At 59.3% G+C, this 14,875-nt stretch carries 15 protein-coding genes and 1 other RNA gene; 5 read left to right on the forward strand and 11 right to left on the reverse strand.

Annotated elements, in window-relative coordinates; genetic code table 11:
• Window positions 1-173 precede the first annotated feature (173 nt).
• Together rnpB and rsmI are read right to left on the reverse strand one after the other, a co-directional pair.
• An RNA gene (gene rnpB / locus N005_RS27790) (RNase P RNA component class A) lies at window positions 174-527 on the reverse strand.
• Window positions 528-601: 74 nt separating this feature from the next.
• Window positions 602-1,474: a 16S rRNA (cytidine(1402)-2'-O)-methyltransferase gene (rsmI, locus tag N005_RS11805; RefSeq protein ID WP_047701356.1), complete on the reverse strand. Its 873-nt coding sequence runs from the start codon at window positions 1,472-1,474 to the stop codon at window positions 602-604.
• Window positions 1,475-1,672: 198 nt separating this feature from the next.
• Here rsmI and N005_RS11810 point away from each other — a divergent pair, with 198 nt between their 5' ends.
• The 4 genes from N005_RS11810 to N005_RS11825 all read left to right on the forward strand — a co-directional run bounded on the left by N005_RS11810 (window position 1,673) and on the right by N005_RS11825 (window position 5,126).
• Window positions 1,673-3,484, forward strand: coding sequence for a penicillin-binding protein activator (locus tag N005_RS11810; protein ID WP_047701357.1), 1,812 nt, complete (start codon window positions 1,673-1,675; stop codon window positions 3,482-3,484).
• Window positions 3,484-3,846, forward strand: a complete 363-nt coding sequence (locus tag N005_RS11815) for a YraN family protein (RefSeq protein WP_047701358.1) — start codon at window positions 3,484-3,486, stop codon at window positions 3,844-3,846. Before N005_RS11810 ends, N005_RS11815 begins: the two co-directional genes overlap by 1 nt.
• A gap of 111 nt (window positions 3,847-3,957) precedes the next feature.
• Window positions 3,958-4,551, forward strand: a complete 594-nt coding sequence (locus tag N005_RS11820) for a phosphoheptose isomerase (RefSeq protein WP_024781264.1) — start codon at window positions 3,958-3,960, stop codon at window positions 4,549-4,551.
• Entirely contained in the window at window positions 4,548-5,126 is a 579-nt protein-coding gene (locus N005_RS11825; protein ID WP_024781263.1) for a BON domain-containing protein, read from the forward strand. Before N005_RS11820 ends, N005_RS11825 begins: the two co-directional genes overlap by 4 nt.
• A gap of 545 nt (window positions 5,127-5,671) precedes the next feature.
• On the opposite strand, the gene N005_RS11830 is transcribed toward N005_RS11825, so the two are convergent.
• From N005_RS11830 to rplM, 8 genes are all read right to left on the reverse strand, one after another.
• Window positions 5,672-6,031, reverse strand: a complete 360-nt coding sequence (locus N005_RS11830; RefSeq protein ID WP_047701359.1) for a DUF6124 family protein — start codon at window positions 6,029-6,031, stop codon at window positions 5,672-5,674.
• 1,236 nt (window positions 6,032-7,267) lie between these two features.
• Complete coding sequence (locus N005_RS11840) at window positions 7,268-7,681, reverse strand: ClpXP protease specificity-enhancing factor (RefSeq protein ID WP_041020582.1); 414 nt, start codon at window positions 7,679-7,681, stop codon at window positions 7,268-7,270.
• A 16-nt stretch (window positions 7,682-7,697) separates the two neighbouring features.
• Window positions 7,698-8,315, reverse strand: coding sequence for a glutathione S-transferase N-terminal domain-containing protein (locus tag N005_RS11845; protein ID WP_047701361.1), 618 nt, complete (start codon window positions 8,313-8,315; stop codon window positions 7,698-7,700).
• A 148-nt stretch (window positions 8,316-8,463) separates the two neighbouring features.
• Window positions 8,464-9,246, reverse strand: a complete 783-nt coding sequence (locus N005_RS11850; RefSeq protein WP_041020584.1) for a cytochrome c1 — start codon at window positions 9,244-9,246, stop codon at window positions 8,464-8,466.
• Window positions 9,246-10,457: a cytochrome b gene (locus tag N005_RS11855; RefSeq protein WP_047701362.1), complete on the reverse strand. Its 1,212-nt coding sequence runs from the start codon at window positions 10,455-10,457 to the stop codon at window positions 9,246-9,248. The genes N005_RS11850 and N005_RS11855 overlap by 1 nt, the downstream gene beginning before the upstream one ends.
• Window positions 10,457-11,050 (reverse strand): ubiquinol-cytochrome c reductase iron-sulfur subunit, encoded by a 594-nt coding sequence (petA, locus tag N005_RS11860; RefSeq protein ID WP_047701363.1) that lies wholly within the window; start codon window positions 11,048-11,050, stop codon window positions 10,457-10,459. The genes N005_RS11855 and petA overlap by 1 nt, the downstream gene beginning before the upstream one ends.
• A gap of 257 nt (window positions 11,051-11,307) precedes the next feature.
• Window positions 11,308-11,700 carry a 30S ribosomal protein S9 gene (gene rpsI / locus N005_RS11865; protein ID WP_003228056.1) on the reverse strand — a complete coding sequence of 131 codons (393 nt, stop codon included), beginning with the start codon at window positions 11,698-11,700 and terminating at the stop codon, window positions 11,308-11,310.
• 14 nt (window positions 11,701-11,714) lie between these two features.
• The gene (rplM, locus tag N005_RS11870; protein WP_024781110.1) at window positions 11,715-12,143 is read right to left on the reverse strand and encodes a 50S ribosomal protein L13; all 429 of its coding nucleotides are present in this window, start codon (window positions 12,141-12,143) and stop codon (window positions 11,715-11,717) included.
• Between the two features lie 245 nt (window positions 12,144-12,388).
• On the opposite strand from rplM, the gene N005_RS11875 reads away from it, so the two are divergent.
• A complete protein-coding gene (locus tag N005_RS11875) occupies window positions 12,389-13,429 on the forward strand; it encodes an NADP(H)-dependent aldo-keto reductase (RefSeq protein ID WP_047701364.1) in 1,041 nt (346 codons plus the stop codon).
• A 122-nt stretch (window positions 13,430-13,551) separates the two neighbouring features.
• On the opposite strand, the gene N005_RS11880 is transcribed toward N005_RS11875, so the two are convergent.
• Window positions 13,552-14,688 carry an acyl-CoA dehydrogenase family protein gene (locus tag N005_RS11880; RefSeq protein WP_047701365.1) on the reverse strand — a complete coding sequence of 379 codons (1,137 nt, stop codon included), beginning with the start codon at window positions 14,686-14,688 and terminating at the stop codon, window positions 13,552-13,554.
• Between the last annotated feature and the right edge of the window lie 187 nt (window positions 14,689-14,875).

Below are 14,875 nucleotides of genomic sequence, written 5' to 3' on the forward strand. Positions count from 1 at the left end.
CGGAGATTTAGGAGCGTTTCAGGAGGGGCAACAAGAATCTGACGTAGGATTTTTCACCTCAACCCGAGCAACCACAGGAAGCTGCGCGCACAAGTTAAAGTGATTTATTAAGAGTAAGATTTTTTTGGTCTTAGGAAATGCGTCTGCCAGTGATTTCGGCAGGAAGGGAAAAGGTGGAGAGTCGATCTGTAAGCCGGGTTCTGTCTTGAACAGTCATTCGTCTACGATGGCCATCACTGGACATCTTTAGCAACCTACCCGGTCCCAGCGCGGGCCACGCCTTGGGACCCTATTTGGTCTTGCTCCAAGTGGGGTTTACCTAGCCACGAACTGTTGCCAGCCGTGCGGTGCGCTCTTACCGCACCTTTTCACCCTTACCGGCGCCGAAACGCTTAGGCGGTTATTTTCTGTGGCACTTTCCGTAGGCTCACGCCTCCCAGGCATTACCTGGCACTTCGCCCTATGGAGCCCGGACTTTCCTCCCCCCTCTAATTCTCATAGAGGGCAGCGACTGTCCGATCGACTCTCCGCCGCGAAGGTTAACGGCAGAGCGCCTGAAGAACAAGCGCTAAAAGCCTTTGGCCATGTTGCCTGTCCGGTTTTACCGGGCCTTCTGCCGGTCCAGCGCGACCTGATACAGCACGTTCTTGCGCTCGCCGGTGATTTGCGCAGCCAGGGCGGCCGCACGCTTGAGCGGCATTTCCTCGAGCAGCAGATCCAGGATGCGCATCGCTTCGCTACTGACGGCCTCTTCACTCTCCGGCGCGGTCCAACCCGCCACCAGTACCACACACTCACCACGCTGCTGGTTGCTGTCGCTTTCGACGAAGGCCCGCAATTGCGCCAGCGGCAGTCCCTTGAGGGTTTCGAAGGTCTTGGTCAGCTCACGTGCCAGAAGTGCCGGACGCTCGGGACCGAACACCAGTTCCATGTCTTGCAGGCATTCGAGGATGCGGTGCGGCGCTTCGTAGAAAATCAGCGTGCGCGGCTCTTCCTTTATAGACTCCAAGCGCGCCCGACGCCCCACGGCCTTGGCCGGCAGGAAGCCCTCGAAGATAAAGCGGTCCGATGGCAAGCCGGCCGCCGACAGTGCAGCGATCAAGGCACAGGCCCCCGGCACCGGTACCACATTGATGCCCGCCGCGCGGGCCTGGCGCACCAGATGGTAGCCGGGGTCGGAAATCAGTGGCGTGCCCGCATCGGAGATCAGCGCGACGTTGTCGCCCGCCAGCAGGCGCGTGATGAAACGACTGCCCTCGTCCCGTTCATTATGTTCGTGGCAGGCGGCCAGCGGCGTGGAAATACCGAAATGCTGCAGCAGCCGCTGGGAATGGCGGGTGTCTTCCGCCGCGATCAGGGCGACCTCCCGCAGGATCTTCAGCGCCCGGGCACTGATATCGTCCAGGTTGCCGATGGGCGTCGCCACCACATAAAGCGAGCCTGCAGCGGAATTCAAAGCACCTGGAGCAGTCAAAACGCGCACCTCACAATCGGTAAAACCGCCATTGTAGCGCGTAGTGACCGTGTAGGCTGTTCGAGGCCGGGTAACCTTTTGTGCTGCACCGCAACATTTGAAATAGCTAAATTGATCGATTCACGCCACTGACATCGCGCCCCGGCCAGCGCTTGGGTACAATTCGACGCTAATTTGATCTCGTATCAGGACATTTACATGATCGCTTGCCTGCGGCTGCTCTCCGCCCTTTGCCTCGCTGCCCTTCTGGCGGCCTGCGTCAGCTCGCCCTCGTCCAGCCTTGGCGAACTTCCCCGGACCCCGGATGCCAGTATCGAGCAACTGCTCGAACAGGCCGCCCAAAGCAAGACCCCGGAAAAAGCCGCCCTGCTGCGCCTGAGCGCGGCAGACCTGGCCTACCGCCAGGGCAATGCCGGCCAGTCCGCACAGATCCTGCAACAAGTGCCGATGGAACAGCTCAAGCCAGGCCAGCAGATTTTCGCCAGCACCCTGGCGGCGGAACTGGCAATGACGCGCAACCAGCCCAAGGCGGCGCTGACCGCCCTGAGCCACCCGAGCCTGCAACACCTGGGCGAAATGCCGGTGGAACAGCAGGTCCGCACCGGGACGGTCCATGCCCGCGCCCTCGAAGCCGATGGCCAGACCCTGGCCGCCGCGAAGGAACGCATCTTCATTGCGCCCCTGCTCGAAAACGAAGCCGCCGCCAAGAACCACGAAGCAATCTGGTCGCTGATTGCATCGCTGCCCACCGATCAATTGCAACCAACCACCACCGACGATCTCGGCGGCTGGCTGAGCCTGGCCCGTGCCGTGAAAACCGCCGGCACCCTGGAACAGCAGCAAGCGGCCATCGACCATTGGCGCGAACAGAATCCGAAGCACCCGGCCGCCCTTCAACTGCCGACACCCCTGGTCAAGCTCAAGGAACTGGCGAGCCAGCCCCTGGGCAAGATCGCCCTGCTGCTGCCCCAGAACGGGCAACTGGCCGCAGTCGCCAAAGCCCTGCGTGAAGGCTTCATGGCATCGCACTATCAGGCCCAGCAAGCCGGGCAGAACCCACCGAGCATTCAGTTCTACGACAGCTCGACCCTGACGTCCATGGACGACTTCTATCGCAAGGCCCAGGCTGACGGCGTGCAACTGGTGGTCGGCCCCCTGGAAAAACCACTGGTCAAGCAGATCAGCACACGCGCGCAGTTGCCGATCACTACCCTGGCATTGAACTACAGCGAACGCGAGCAAGGTCCACCCCAACTGTTCCAGTTCGGCCTGGCCCCCGAGGACGAAGCCCGCGAAGTCGCCCGCCGCGCCCGTGCCGACGGTCTGCATCGCGCAGCGGTCATGGTGCCGAAGGGCGAATGGGGCGATCGCGTACTGAAAGCCTTCAGCCAGGACTGGCAAGCCTCCGGTGGCAGCATCCTGGCCATCGAGCGCGTCGACCAGCCGGTGCAACTGGCCCAGCAGATTGCCGACATGTTCCAGCTGCGCCAGAGCGAAGGTCGCGCCAAGAGCCTGCAGAACACCGTAGGCACCACGGTCGCGGCCCAGCCTTCCCGTCGCCAGGACATCGAGTTCATCTTCCTGGCGTCGACCCCGCAGCAGGCCCAGCAGATCAAGCCGACCCTGAACTTCCAGTATGCTGGAGACGTGCCGGTCTATGCGACGTCCCAGGTGTTCAGCGCCAGCGGCGACCAGAACCAGTACAACGACATGAACGGTATCCGCTTCTGCGAAACCCCGTGGTTGCTCGATGCCAACGACCCATTGCGCAAGCAGGTCACTGCCCAATGGCCACAGGCTGCCGGCAGTCTGGGCCGCTTGTACGCGATGGGTGCCGATGCCTATCGCCTGGCACCGCGCCTGGGCCAGCTCAAGACACTGCCGGACAGCCGCATCGAAGGCCTGTCGGGCAGCCTGGCGGTGTCCCAGTCCCAACGGGTTCAACGTCAATTGCCCTGGGCTGAATTCGTCAATGGCCAGGTACAGCGCCTGCCGGACACCCAGCGCTGATGCCCGAACGATCACGCCAGCAAAGCGGACGGGATGCCGAGGGCCTGGCCCTCGCGCATCTCCAGCAGCAAGGCCTGCGCCTGGTGGCGCAGAACTGGTTGTGTAAACGCGGCGAGCTTGATCTGGTCATGCTTGACGGCGATACAGTAGTATTCGTCGAAGTCCGCTACAGAAAAAATACCCAATGGGGTGGCGCGCTCGATAGCATCGACCAGCGCAAGCGCCAGAAACTGGTTTTCGCCGCGCAGTATTTCCTGCAGAACGAATCCCGCTGGGCTGATCACCCCTGCCGTTTCGACGTGGTTGCCATCGACAGCAACGCCGATCAGTTGAATTGGCTGCAGAACGCCTTCGACAGCTGAACGTCCACGTCCATGACGAACCGAGCCGGACACCTTCACTCAACTTTTGCTCTTTGCTTTGCGCGCCGCACACGTTTGTGCCGATAAGTCGCGCTACTTAAGGTCACACAGATGGACATGCAATCGCGAATTCGCCAGCTTTTTCAGGCCAGTATCGACACCAAGCAACAGGCGATGGACGTACTTGCACCCTACATCGAGCAAGCCAGCCAAGTGATGGTCAACGCCCTGCTCAACGAAGGCAAAATGCTTTCCTGCGGCAATGGTGGTTCCGCCGGCGACGCCCAGCACTTCTCGTCCGAGCTGCTCAACCGCTTCGAACGCGAGCGTCCGAGCCTGCCGGCCATCGCCCTGACCACCGACAGCTCGACGATCACCTCGATTGCCAACGACTACAGCTACAACGAAGTCTTCTCCAAACAGATCCGCGCCCTGGGCCAACCCGGCGATGTGCTGCTGGCTATTTCCACCAGCGGCAACTCGGCCAATATTATTCAGGCGATCCAGGCCGCACATGATCGCGAAATGATTGTCGTAGCATTGACCGGGCGTGACGGCGGCGGCATGGCTTCACTGCTGCTGCCTGAAGATGTCGAGATCCGCGTACCGGCCAAAGTCACCGCACGCATCCAGGAAGTCCACCTGCTGGCGATCCATTGTCTTTGCGACTTGATCGACAGCCAAATATTCGGGAGTGAAGAATGACCCCTAATCGCCTGGGCCTTCTGGCCCTGACCCTGTGCCTCGGCATCAGCGGCTGCACATCGGTGGTTAATGCCAGCCGGGAAAAGCCGATCGAAGACGACCGCGGCACCCGCACCTTCGGCAGCAAGATCGACGACTCCCTGATCGAAACCAAAGTCGGGGTGAACATCGCCAAGGCCGACCCGGACCTGGACAACAACTCGCACATCGTCGTCACCAGCTTCAACGGCGTCGTGCTGCTGGCCGGCCAGACCCCACGGGAAGACCTCAAGGCCAAGGCTGAGCAGGAGGCCAGTGCCGTACAACGGGTCAAGACCGTGCATAACGAATTGCAGGTCCTGCAGCCGTCCTCGCTGCTGGCGCGGCAGAACGATGCCTGGCTGACCACCAAGATCAAGACCCAGATGCTCACCGATGCGAGCATTCCTGGTTCGCGCATCAAGGTTGTGACCGAGAATGGCATTGTTTATCTGCTGGGGCTGCTGACCAAGAAGGAGGCTGCCCAGGCGACCAATCTGGTGCAGGGGGTGTCTGGGGTGCAGAAGATCGTGAAGTTGTTTGAGTATATTGACTGAGGGTAGTTGCGGTTCTTGATGCTGCGCTTGGCTAGAAAACGGTGCTTCTTCAGACGGGGAAGCGCCGTTTTTTTTGGGGAGGGTGGTTAGTGTGTATATCCGTTTTTTTGGTAACGGCCACTTAAGGTTCCGCCCTTACGGCGGGTCACTTTTGGAAGAGCGCCAAAAGTAACCAAAAGCGCCTCGCCCCACCACTGGGCACCTCGCCAAGGCTCGGTGTTCCCTCACTCCGGCATCGCTCCGTGGGCCCGCCGCGAAGGGCCATCCATGGCCCAGCGCGGCTATCCCGGCATCCATGCCGGGATACCCACTACGCAATGCCTGCGTTCGGCCCTTGTGGTTAATGGGGCGCCTAAGATCAAAAGCAAAAGCAAAAGCAAGAGCGAGGCGGGTTGACAGCCGACCTATCTTTCCCAGCCGTCCCCGATCAATTGTGGGAGCGAGCCTGCTCGCGATGGCGGTGTGTCAGCCAACATCAATGTTGCCGAGCTGACGCCATCGCGAGCAGGCTCGCTCCCACAGAGGGCTGGGTGCTTAGTGCAAAGCTATCGCGGGTCGACGTTATCCAATACTTGGTTTGCCAGTAATGAACTCAGTTCGATCATCTGCTGGATGCCAAGTGCCAGGCTACGCGGTGAGCCTTCCAGATCGAAGGCGAGTTCGTTGGCCATGGCGTCCGCCGAGGCCAGGGTTTCGCTCAGATTGGCGAGCAAGCATTCGTTATCGAGGCCTTTCACGACGGTGAATACCTGGCCCGGTTTTGGTTCGTCTTGGGAATTATCCGACTTCGGCAGTAAGTAGTGATCAAGCACGCGTTGGGTGGTTTCGTCTTGCTGCTTGGCTTTGGATTTTGCGGATTGGGCGGTGGAGTCTTTTTCTGGAGGGTTTGGAGTTATTTTGAACATCTGGGACTTCCTTCAGTAGGGCCGCAACCGTCTCGCTACTAAACGAAAGGAGGCAGCTGTGCGCAAGTTAGTAGACCGGTGAAGTCACCAAACCCGGCGCGCCCGAAGGCGCCATGCGCACAGCCACCATCAAGTGCAGGCGAAGGCCTGACTGGATGACACTCATGCTACCGAAGATGACTAACCGGGCTACTAAACCCGACCACTGATGGGCAGTGGCAGGAAAGACAATAGAACCCAGGGACAAGGCGCACAAGCGGGCGGATTCTGGCGTAGTTGTAGGTAAAGGCGCAAGGATGCGTGGGGTTGCAGGGACAAAAATGGTCGGGTTGAACATTTATCTGANGAGCAAAAGCGAGGCGGCTTGACGGCCGGCCTGACTTTTCCGGCTATGCTTGGATTCACCTGTGGGAGCAAAGCTTGCTCGCGAGGCGGCCTAACAGCCGACCTGTCTCTGGCGGTTGTACCTCGCTCCAAATTGTGGGAGCGAGCCTGCTCGCGATGACGGCCTGGCAGCCAACCTATCTCTCAAGGAATATCCCAGGTGAAGCGAATGCCATGGCTGAGCACAGCCCTGGATTGCAACACCCAGCCCCTGTGGCGAGGGAGCTTGCTCCCGCTCGGCGGCGTAGCCGTCGTGGGGCGGGTTCAGGTGGTTTACCTGGAGGAATACGTCGCTGGTTTTGGGGCGGCTTTGCCGCCCAGCGGGAGCAAGCTCCCTCGCCACAGGGGCTGGGTGTTGCAATCCAGGGCTGTGCTCAGCCATGGCATTCGCTTCACCTGGGATATTCCTTGAGAGATAGGTTGGCTGCCAGGCCGTCATCGCGAGCAGGCTCGCTCCCACAATTTGGAGCGAGGTACAACCGCCAGAGACAGGTCGGCTGTTAGGCCGCCTCGCGAGCAAGCTTTGCTCCCACAGGTGAATCCAAGCATAGCCGGAAAAGTCAGGCCGGCCGTCAAGCCGCCTCGCTTTTGCTCTGGCTTTTGCTCTGGCTTTTGATCTTGGGCGCCCCATTAACCACAAGGGCCGAACGCAGGCGTTGCGTAGTGGGCAACCCGGCATGGATGCCGGGTTAGCCGCGCTGGGCCATGGATGGCCCTTCGCCTTCGCGGCGTGCCCAAGTGGTGGGGCGAGGCGCTTTTGGTTACTTTTGGCGCCTTTTCAAAAAAGTGACCCGCCGTAAGGGCGGAACCCTAAGCAGCCCTCACCAAAGAAACGGATATGTACACCAATCCTTACTTCACCACCTTAAGACTAGGCCGACCACTAGGCCGCGGCGGCTCATCATCCGGTGGCGGCAGGTCATCATCCACCTCGTACTCTTCCTCGCCATCCAGCGGCGCTTCCAGCTCAAACACCATACCCTGCCCATTCTCCCGAGCATAAATCCCCAGGATCGAAGCAATAGGCACGTACAGTGTGTGCGGCACACCGCCGAAGCGGCCTTCAAAACTCACCGCATCGTTATCCATGTGCAGATGACGCACGGCAGCCGGCGAAACGTTCAGGACAATCTGCCCGTCATTGGCAAACCCCTGCGGCACCTGTACCGATGGATACTCGGCATTGACCAACATGTGCGGGGTGCAATCGTTGTCCACAATCCACTCGTAGAGCGCGCGGACCAGATAAGGTCGACTGGAGTTCATAGCGGCTCCCTAAGCCTTAGCGCATGTCGCGTTCGACGCCAGACAGACTCGCCTGGAAAGTCTCACGCGCAAATTGGCGCTCCATATAATCAAGCAGCGGCTTGGCGGGCCGCGGCAGTTCGATACCCAGGATCGGCAAACGCCAGAGTATGGGCAATAGGCAGCAATCCACCAGACTTTGTTCCTCACTGAGGAAAAACGGTTTGTCGATGAACAGCGGCGATACGCCCGTCAGGCTTTCACGCAACTCCTTGCGCGCCACGACCCGTGCCGGCTCCTTGGTCCTAGGATCCAGGATCAGGTCCACCAACCCACACCAGTCACGCTGGATGCGGTGGATCAGCAAGCGGCTGTTGGCACGCGCCACAGGGTATACCGGCAGCAAGGGCGGATGCGGATAACGCTCATCCAGGTATTCCATCACCACCGTCGACTCCCACAATGCCAGGTCACGATCGACCAGCGTGGGCAGGCTGCCGTAGGGGTTCACCTCGATCAGCTTCGGCGGCTGGCGACCAGCCTCGACGTAGATGATCTCAGCGCTGACACCCTTTTCTGCCAGTACGATACGTACCCGGTGGGAATAGTGGTCGGCGGGGTCGGAGTAACAGGCCAACCGATTGGTCACGCCCATGGCGATCCTCCTCGCTTGTTGAAATTTTAGAAAAGAAAAACGAGCGCGCCCAGAGGGCGCCTCCCGTAACACCTGGCTGACCAGGTTCGTTACACCTTCAGAGACGCCCTTGGGCGCGCACGATTAACAACAACGGCTTACAGCTTTATCAATGTACGTCTTTCCAGTATTCACGCTTGAGCAGATAAGCGAATACGAAGAAGAACGCCAGGTACAGCAAGACATACGTACCGATGCGCTGATGTTGCAGCTTCACCGGGTTGGCCGAGTAGGCCAGGAAGGTCACCAGGTTCTTGACCTTCTCGTCGAACTGCTCAGGGGTCAAGGTGCCGCTGTTCGGCACGATGGTCAACTGATCGCAGGCTTCGTGAGTCAACGCGGTACCGGTCAGCGGATCGTATTGCTTCTTGCCGTGCTCGACGACCTGCACCTGTTTGCAGCCTACCACCTGACGACCCTGCAGGCCGACCAGGACGTTCGGCATGCCGACGTTCGGGAAGACCTTGTTGTTCACGCCCCAGGGACGCGCAGGATCTTCATAGAACGAACGCAGGTAACCATAGAGCCAGTCGGTACCGCGCACACGGGCCACCAGGGTCAGGTCGGGCGGCGCGGCGCCGAACCAGGTCTTGGCATCCGCCGGCTGCATGCCGATGGTCATGTGGTCGCCCAGCTTGGCACCGGTGAACACCAGTTTCTCGAGCATCAGCTCATGGGGAATGCCCAGGTCATCGGCCACGCGCTCGTAGCGCTGGAACTTGGCACTGTGGCAACCCATGCAGTAGTTGGCGAACGTACGCGCGCCGTCCTGCATGGCGGCTTTGTCGGAAACGTCGATGTCGACTTTTTCCAGCTCTGGACCACCGTGTTCAGCCGCGAAGGACAAGACAGGCATGGCAGCAAGAATCAGTACAGCAAATAGCTTTTTCATCAGCCAGTCACCCTTTCCGGAACCGGTTTGGTCTTCTCGAGCCTGGTATAGAACGGCATCAGAATGAAGTAGGCGAAGTACAGGAACGTACAGACCTGCGACAGCAACGTACGCTCAGGAGTCGGTGCCAGTACACCCAGCACACCCAGGATCATGAACGAGATGCAGAACACCACGAGCCAGATCTTGCTCAGCCAGCCTTTGTAGCGCATCGACTTGACCGGACTGCGGTCCAGCCATGGCAGGACGAACAACACGGCGATGGCCGCGCCCATGGCGATAACACCCATCAGCTTGTCCGGGATCGCCCGCAGGATCGCGTAGAACGGCGTGAAGTACCAGACCGGGGCAATGTGTTCAGGGGTCTTGAAGGCGTTCGCCTGTTCGAAGTTCGGCTTCTCGAGGAAGTAGCCGCCCATCTCCGGGAAGAAGAACACGATGGAGCAGAAGATGAACAGGAACACCACCACGCCGACGATATCCTTCACGGTGTAGTACGGATGGAAGGCGATGCCATCCAGCGGTACGCCGTTTTCGTCCTTGTGCTTCTTGATATCCACACCATCGGGGTTGTTCGAACCGACTTCGTGCAGCGCCAGGATGTGCAACACCACCAGGCCGAGGATCACGATCGGCAGGGCAACCACATGCAGGGCGAAGAAGCGGTTCAGGGTGATGCCCGAGATCAGGTAGTCACCACGGATCCACTGGGTCAGGTCGTTGCCGATGACCGGGATCGCACCGAACAGCGAGATGATCACCTGGGCACCCCAGTAGGACATCTGGCCCCATGGCAGCAGGTAACCCATGAAGGCCTCGGCCATCAGCGCCAGGTAGATCAACATGCCGAAGACCCACACCAGCTCACGGGGCTTCTGGTACGAACCGTAGAGCAGACCACGGAACATGTGCAGGTAGACCACGATGAAGAACGCCGAGGCGCCGGTGGAGTGCAGCAGGCGCAGGATCGAGCCGTACTCGACGTCACGCATGATGTACTCGACGGAAGCGAACGCCTCTTCCGCCGACGGGGTGTAGCTCATGGTCAGCCAGACACCGGTAACGATCTGATTGACCAGAACGAGCAATGCCAGGGAGCCAAAGAAATAGAAGAAGTTGAAGTTTTTCGGAGCGTAGTACTTGCTGAGATGGTCTTCCCACATCTTGGTCGCGGGAAAGCGCGCATCAACCCAATCCATGAATTTGCTCATCACGCTTTCTCCGTGTCGACGCCGATGACAATGATGTCATCCGACTCATAGGAATGCGGGGGAACTGGCAGGTTCAGAGGTGCAGGCTGCGATTTGTAGACGCGACCCGCCAGGTCGTAGTGGGAGCCGTGGCAAGGGCAGAAATAGCCACCAACCCAATCCTTGCCCAGATCGGCAGGGGCCACCTCGGGACGGAACGTAGGCGAGCAACCCAGGTGCGTGCAGATCCCGATCAGCAGCAGGATCTGCGGCTTGATCGAACGCGTTTCAGGATTGACGTATTCCGGTTGGACCGAGTTCTTGGAAGAGGGATCGGACAACTGGCCCTCGATCTTTTTCAGATTCCCCAGGATCTCCTCTGTACGGCGGACGATGAACACCGGCTGGCCGCGCCACTCAGCAATCATCTGCTGGCCTGGCTCGATCTTGCTGACATTCACTTTCACCGGTGCACCTGCAGCTTTCGCCTTGGCACTGGGAAACCATGACCCCACGAACGGGACCGCAGCCCCCACCGCTCCTGCAGCACCCACCACGGATGTGGCTGCTACCAGGAAGCGACGCCGGCCTGCATTCACGCCGTCATTGCTCATTCAGTCCTCTCCCATCAGCTTTGTGGCCTGTTAGATCAGGCGTCTACTAAGTAAAAATCTGAACTTATAAAAATTTTGCCGAATGGTAATGAAAACCCCCAATTCTGACAAGGTAATTACCAAGCGGCTGTACCGCCAAGCCTTGTAGTATAGGGGCTCTACGAATGTGGCAAGTTGTCACAGAGCATTTATTTCGCACATAAAAAAACGCCCAGCTCCGTGAGGAAACTGGGCGCCTTTTGAAAGCGGAAGCGAAATTAACGCTTCGAGTACTGCGGACGCTTACGCGCTTTACGCAGACCGACTTTCTTACGTTCAACTTCGCGAGCGTCGCGAGTCACGAAGCCAGCTTTGCGCAGGGCGCTACGCAGGGTTTCGTCGTAGTCCATCAGGGCGCGAGTGATGCCGTGGCGGATTGCGCCAGCCTGGCCACTTACACCACCACCGATAACGGTGACGTAGATGTCGAATTTTTCGACGGTCTCGGTCAGTTCCAGCGGCTGACGAACTACCATGCGGGCAGTTTCGCGGCCGAAGAAGTTATCCAGGGAGCGGTTGTTGATGGAGATGTTACCAGTGCCCGGACGCAGGAAAACGCGTGCGGTTGCAGTCTTGCGACGGCCAGTGCCGTAATTTTGAGTCGCCGACATAATGAACTATTCCGTTAAAACTTCAGTTCTTGGGGCTGCTGAGCAGTATGAGGGTGAGCAGCGCCCGCATAAACCTTCAGCTTACGATACATGTCGCGACCCAGCGGGTTCTTAGGCAGCATGCCTTTAACCGCGGTCTCGATCACGCGCTCAGGGGCCTTGGCGATCAGCTTTTCAAAGTTGATCGACTTGATGCCGCCCGGAAAACCGGAGTGGGAGTAGTACATTTTGTCAGTGGTTTTAGCGCCAGTAACACGTACTTGCTCGGCGTTGATCACGACGATGTAGTCACCGGTGTCAACGTGAGGGGTGTACTCAGGCTTGTGCTTGCCACGCAGACGGCTCGCGATTTCGGTGGCCAGACGACCCAGGGTCTGACCAGCAGCGTCGACGACGAACCAGTCGCGCTGTACTGTTTCCGGTTTAGCAGTAAAAGTTTTCATTCTTTATAGCCTCAGGGGCCGCCCTGTAAATTAGACGGCGGATCTTACTGAATAGTGCGTACTTTGACAAGTCAAAGGCAGCCGGATACAGACGCTTTCGGGGGCTCGGGTCGGCGCGTCCGTTCAACGGCAAGATTCTTCGGCGGCGGGGCATCACTTCCACTGCAGAAAGAGGTGCGCAATTATGCAGATTGCGAAAAATATTTCAACCTGCTTTTATGATTGTTTTGCCCAAGGAGTCCCCGATGGACTATCGCCAGCTAGGCCGTACCGATCTGAACGTGAGCGCCCTGTGCCTCGGAACCATGACCTGGGGCGAGCAGAACAGTGAGGCCGAGGCTTTCGCCCAGATCGAGCGCGCCAAGGGCGCCGGCATCAATTTCATCGACACTGCCGAGATGTACCCGGTCCCGCCCAAGGCCGAGACCTATGCCACCACCGAGCGCTATATCGGCAACTATTTCAAGAGCCGTGGCGACCGTGCCGACTGGATCCTGGCGAGCAAGATCGCCGGTCCCGGCAACACCATCGATTACATCCGCGACAAAAATCTCAAGCACAACCGCCGGCACATCGTCGAAGCCCTGGACGCCAGCCTCAAGCGCCTGCAGACCGACTGGATCGATCTCTACCAGCTGCACTGGCCGGAACGCAGCACCAACTTCTTCGGGCAACTGGGCTACAAGCACAAGGCCGACGAAGACTTCACCCCACTGGAAGAAACCCTCGAGGCCCTCGACGAACAGGTCCGGGCCGGCAAGATCCGCCATATCGGCCTGTCCAACGAGACACCGTGGGGCACCATGAAATTCCTCACCCTGGCCGAAGCCCGGGGCTGGCCGCGAGCGGTGTCGATCCAGAATCCGTACAACCTGCTCAACCGCAGCTTCGAGATCGGCCTGGCGGAGATCGCCCTGCGCGAACAGTGCGGGCTGCTGGCCTACTCACCCCTGGCGTTCGGCTTCCTGTCGGGCAAATATGAAGGCGGCGCACGGCCGGCCAAGGGCCGCCTCACGCTCTATAGCCGCTTCATGCGCTACTTCAATCCACAGTCGGAAGCGGCGTGCAGCCGTTATGTGGCGCTGGCCCGCGAACATGGCCTGGACCCGGCGCAGATGGCCCTGGCGTTCGTCACGCAACAACCGTTCGTGACCAGCAACATCATCGGCGCCACCACCCTGGAACAACTGGACAGCAACATTGCCAGCTTCGACCTGAAGCTGTCGGACGAAGTGCTCGCGGGGATCGAGGCGATTCACAAGGATCATCCAAATCCTGCCCCTTGAGTGACCCGTAGACCCAATCGCGAGCAGGCTCGCTCCCACAATGGATCGTCGTCTACTGACAGAACGCGGTCTACTGTGGGAGCGAGCCTGCTCGCGATAGCGGTCTCAAGAGCACAACGCAATCAAAGCGACCGCGCAATGATCTCCTTCATGATTTCATTGGTCCCCGCATAGATCCGCTGCACCCGGGCATCCGCCCACGCCCGGGCAATCGGGTACTCCCACATGAAACCGTAGCCGCCATGCAATTGCACGCATTCGTCGAGCACCTTGCATTGCAGATCCGTGCCCCAGTACTTGGCCATCGCCGCCGTCGGCACATCGAGCTTGCCCTGCAGGTGCAGTTCCAGGCAGCGGTCGACGAAGACCCGGCCGATCTGGATCTCGGTGGCCATTTCCGCCAGCTTGAAGCGGGTATTCTGGAACTCTGCGATGGACTTACCGAAGGCCTTGCGGTCACGGGTGTAGTCCAGCGTCCATTGCAACGCCGCCTCGGCCGAGGCCAGCCCCCCAATCGCGACGGTCAAACGCTCCTGGGGCAACTCCTGCATCAGATAGGCAAAGCCCATTCCGGCCTGCCCGAGCAAATTTTCCTTCGGCACCCGGACATCCTGGAAGAACAACTCCGAGGTGTCCTGGGCCTTCATTCCAACTTTCTCCAGGCGCTTGCCCTTCTCGAAGCCAGGCGTGCCCGCTTCCACCAGGAACAGGCTGGTGCCCTTGGCGCCGGCTTTCGGATCGGTCTTGGCAACCACGATCACCAGGTCGGCGAGAAAGCCATTGGTGATGAAGGTCTTCGAACCGTTGATGACGTATTCATCGCCGTCCAGCACCGCCGTGGTTTTCACCCCTTGCAGGTCGGAACCGGCACCGGGTTCGGTCATGGCGATGGCCGTGACCATTTCGCCGGACACCAGTTTCGGCAGGTATTTGTGCTTCAACGCTTCGCTGCCGTAATGCAGGATGTACGGCGCAACGATATCGGAATGCAGTGAGAAGCCGATGCCCGTCAGCCCCAGGCGGCCGATCTCCTCGATCACCACCGTACTGTAGAGGAAATCCGCATCGAGCCCGCCATAGGCTTGCGGCAGATGCGAACACAGCATCCCCGCCTCCCCCGCCTTGTTCCAGAGCCGGCGATCGACATGCCCCTGTTTTTCCCACTGACTGTGGTACGGCACGGCCTCCTTTTCCAGGAACGTTCGCACGCTGTCGCGAAACAATTCGTGCTCGGGACTGAACAGGGTTCTCGGGATCATGGCGCACCTTTGCTTATTGTTGGACGGGGTCATCCGAAGAGCCTAAGCCCGGGAGGTACCATCGGACACTGGACACATCCGACAAAAAATAAGACGATCCAGCCGTCTGGTGACCACTTTCCCCTATAAAAACAAGATGAAATTATGTCTATGCATTCCTCCACGCCCTTGCGGCGCGTCAGCATCC

Source organism: Pseudomonas mediterranea CFBP 5447, from assembly GCF_000774145.1.
In the GTDB taxonomy this organism is placed as follows: domain Bacteria; phylum Pseudomonadota; class Gammaproteobacteria; order Pseudomonadales; family Pseudomonadaceae; genus Aquipseudomonas; species Aquipseudomonas mediterranea.

Excerpts from the sequence above, each read along its gene's own strand:
- N005_RS11810 (WP_047701357.1), top strand. The coding sequence starts at position 1,673 with ATGATCGCTTGCCTGCGGCTGCTCTCCGCCCTTTGCCTCGCTGCCCTT.
- N005_RS11815 (WP_047701358.1), top strand. The coding sequence starts at position 3,484 with ATGCCCGAACGATCACGCCAGCAAAGCGGACGGGATGCCGAGGGCCTG.
- N005_RS11820 (WP_024781264.1), top strand. The coding sequence starts at position 3,958 with ATGGACATGCAATCGCGAATTCGCCAGCTTTTTCAGGCCAGTATCGAC.
- N005_RS11825 (WP_024781263.1), top strand. The coding sequence starts at position 4,548 with ATGACCCCTAATCGCCTGGGCCTTCTGGCCCTGACCCTGTGCCTCGGC.
- N005_RS11830 (WP_047701359.1), bottom strand. The coding sequence starts at position 6,031 with ATGTTCAAAATAACTCCAAACCCTCCAGAAAAAGACTCCACCGCCCAA.
- N005_RS11840 (WP_041020582.1), bottom strand. The coding sequence starts at position 7,681 with ATGAACTCCAGTCGACCTTATCTGGTCCGCGCGCTCTACGAGTGGATT.
- N005_RS11845 (WP_047701361.1), bottom strand. The coding sequence starts at position 8,315 with ATGGGCGTGACCAATCGGTTGGCCTGTTACTCCGACCCCGCCGACCAC.
- N005_RS11850 (WP_041020584.1), bottom strand. The coding sequence starts at position 9,246 with ATGAAAAAGCTATTTGCTGTACTGATTCTTGCTGCCATGCCTGTCTTG.
- N005_RS11855 (WP_047701362.1), bottom strand. The coding sequence starts at position 10,457 with ATGAGCAAATTCATGGATTGGGTTGATGCGCGCTTTCCCGCGACCAAG.
- petA (WP_047701363.1), bottom strand. The coding sequence starts at position 11,050 with ATGAGCAATGACGGCGTGAATGCAGGCCGGCGTCGCTTCCTGGTAGCA.
- rpsI (WP_003228056.1), bottom strand. The coding sequence starts at position 11,700 with ATGTCGGCGACTCAAAATTACGGCACTGGCCGTCGCAAGACTGCAACC.
- rplM (WP_024781110.1), bottom strand. The coding sequence starts at position 12,143 with ATGAAAACTTTTACTGCTAAACCGGAAACAGTACAGCGCGACTGGTTC.
- N005_RS11875 (WP_047701364.1), top strand. The coding sequence starts at position 12,389 with ATGGACTATCGCCAGCTAGGCCGTACCGATCTGAACGTGAGCGCCCTG.
- N005_RS11880 (WP_047701365.1), bottom strand. The coding sequence starts at position 14,688 with ATGATCCCGAGAACCCTGTTCAGTCCCGAGCACGAATTGTTTCGCGAC.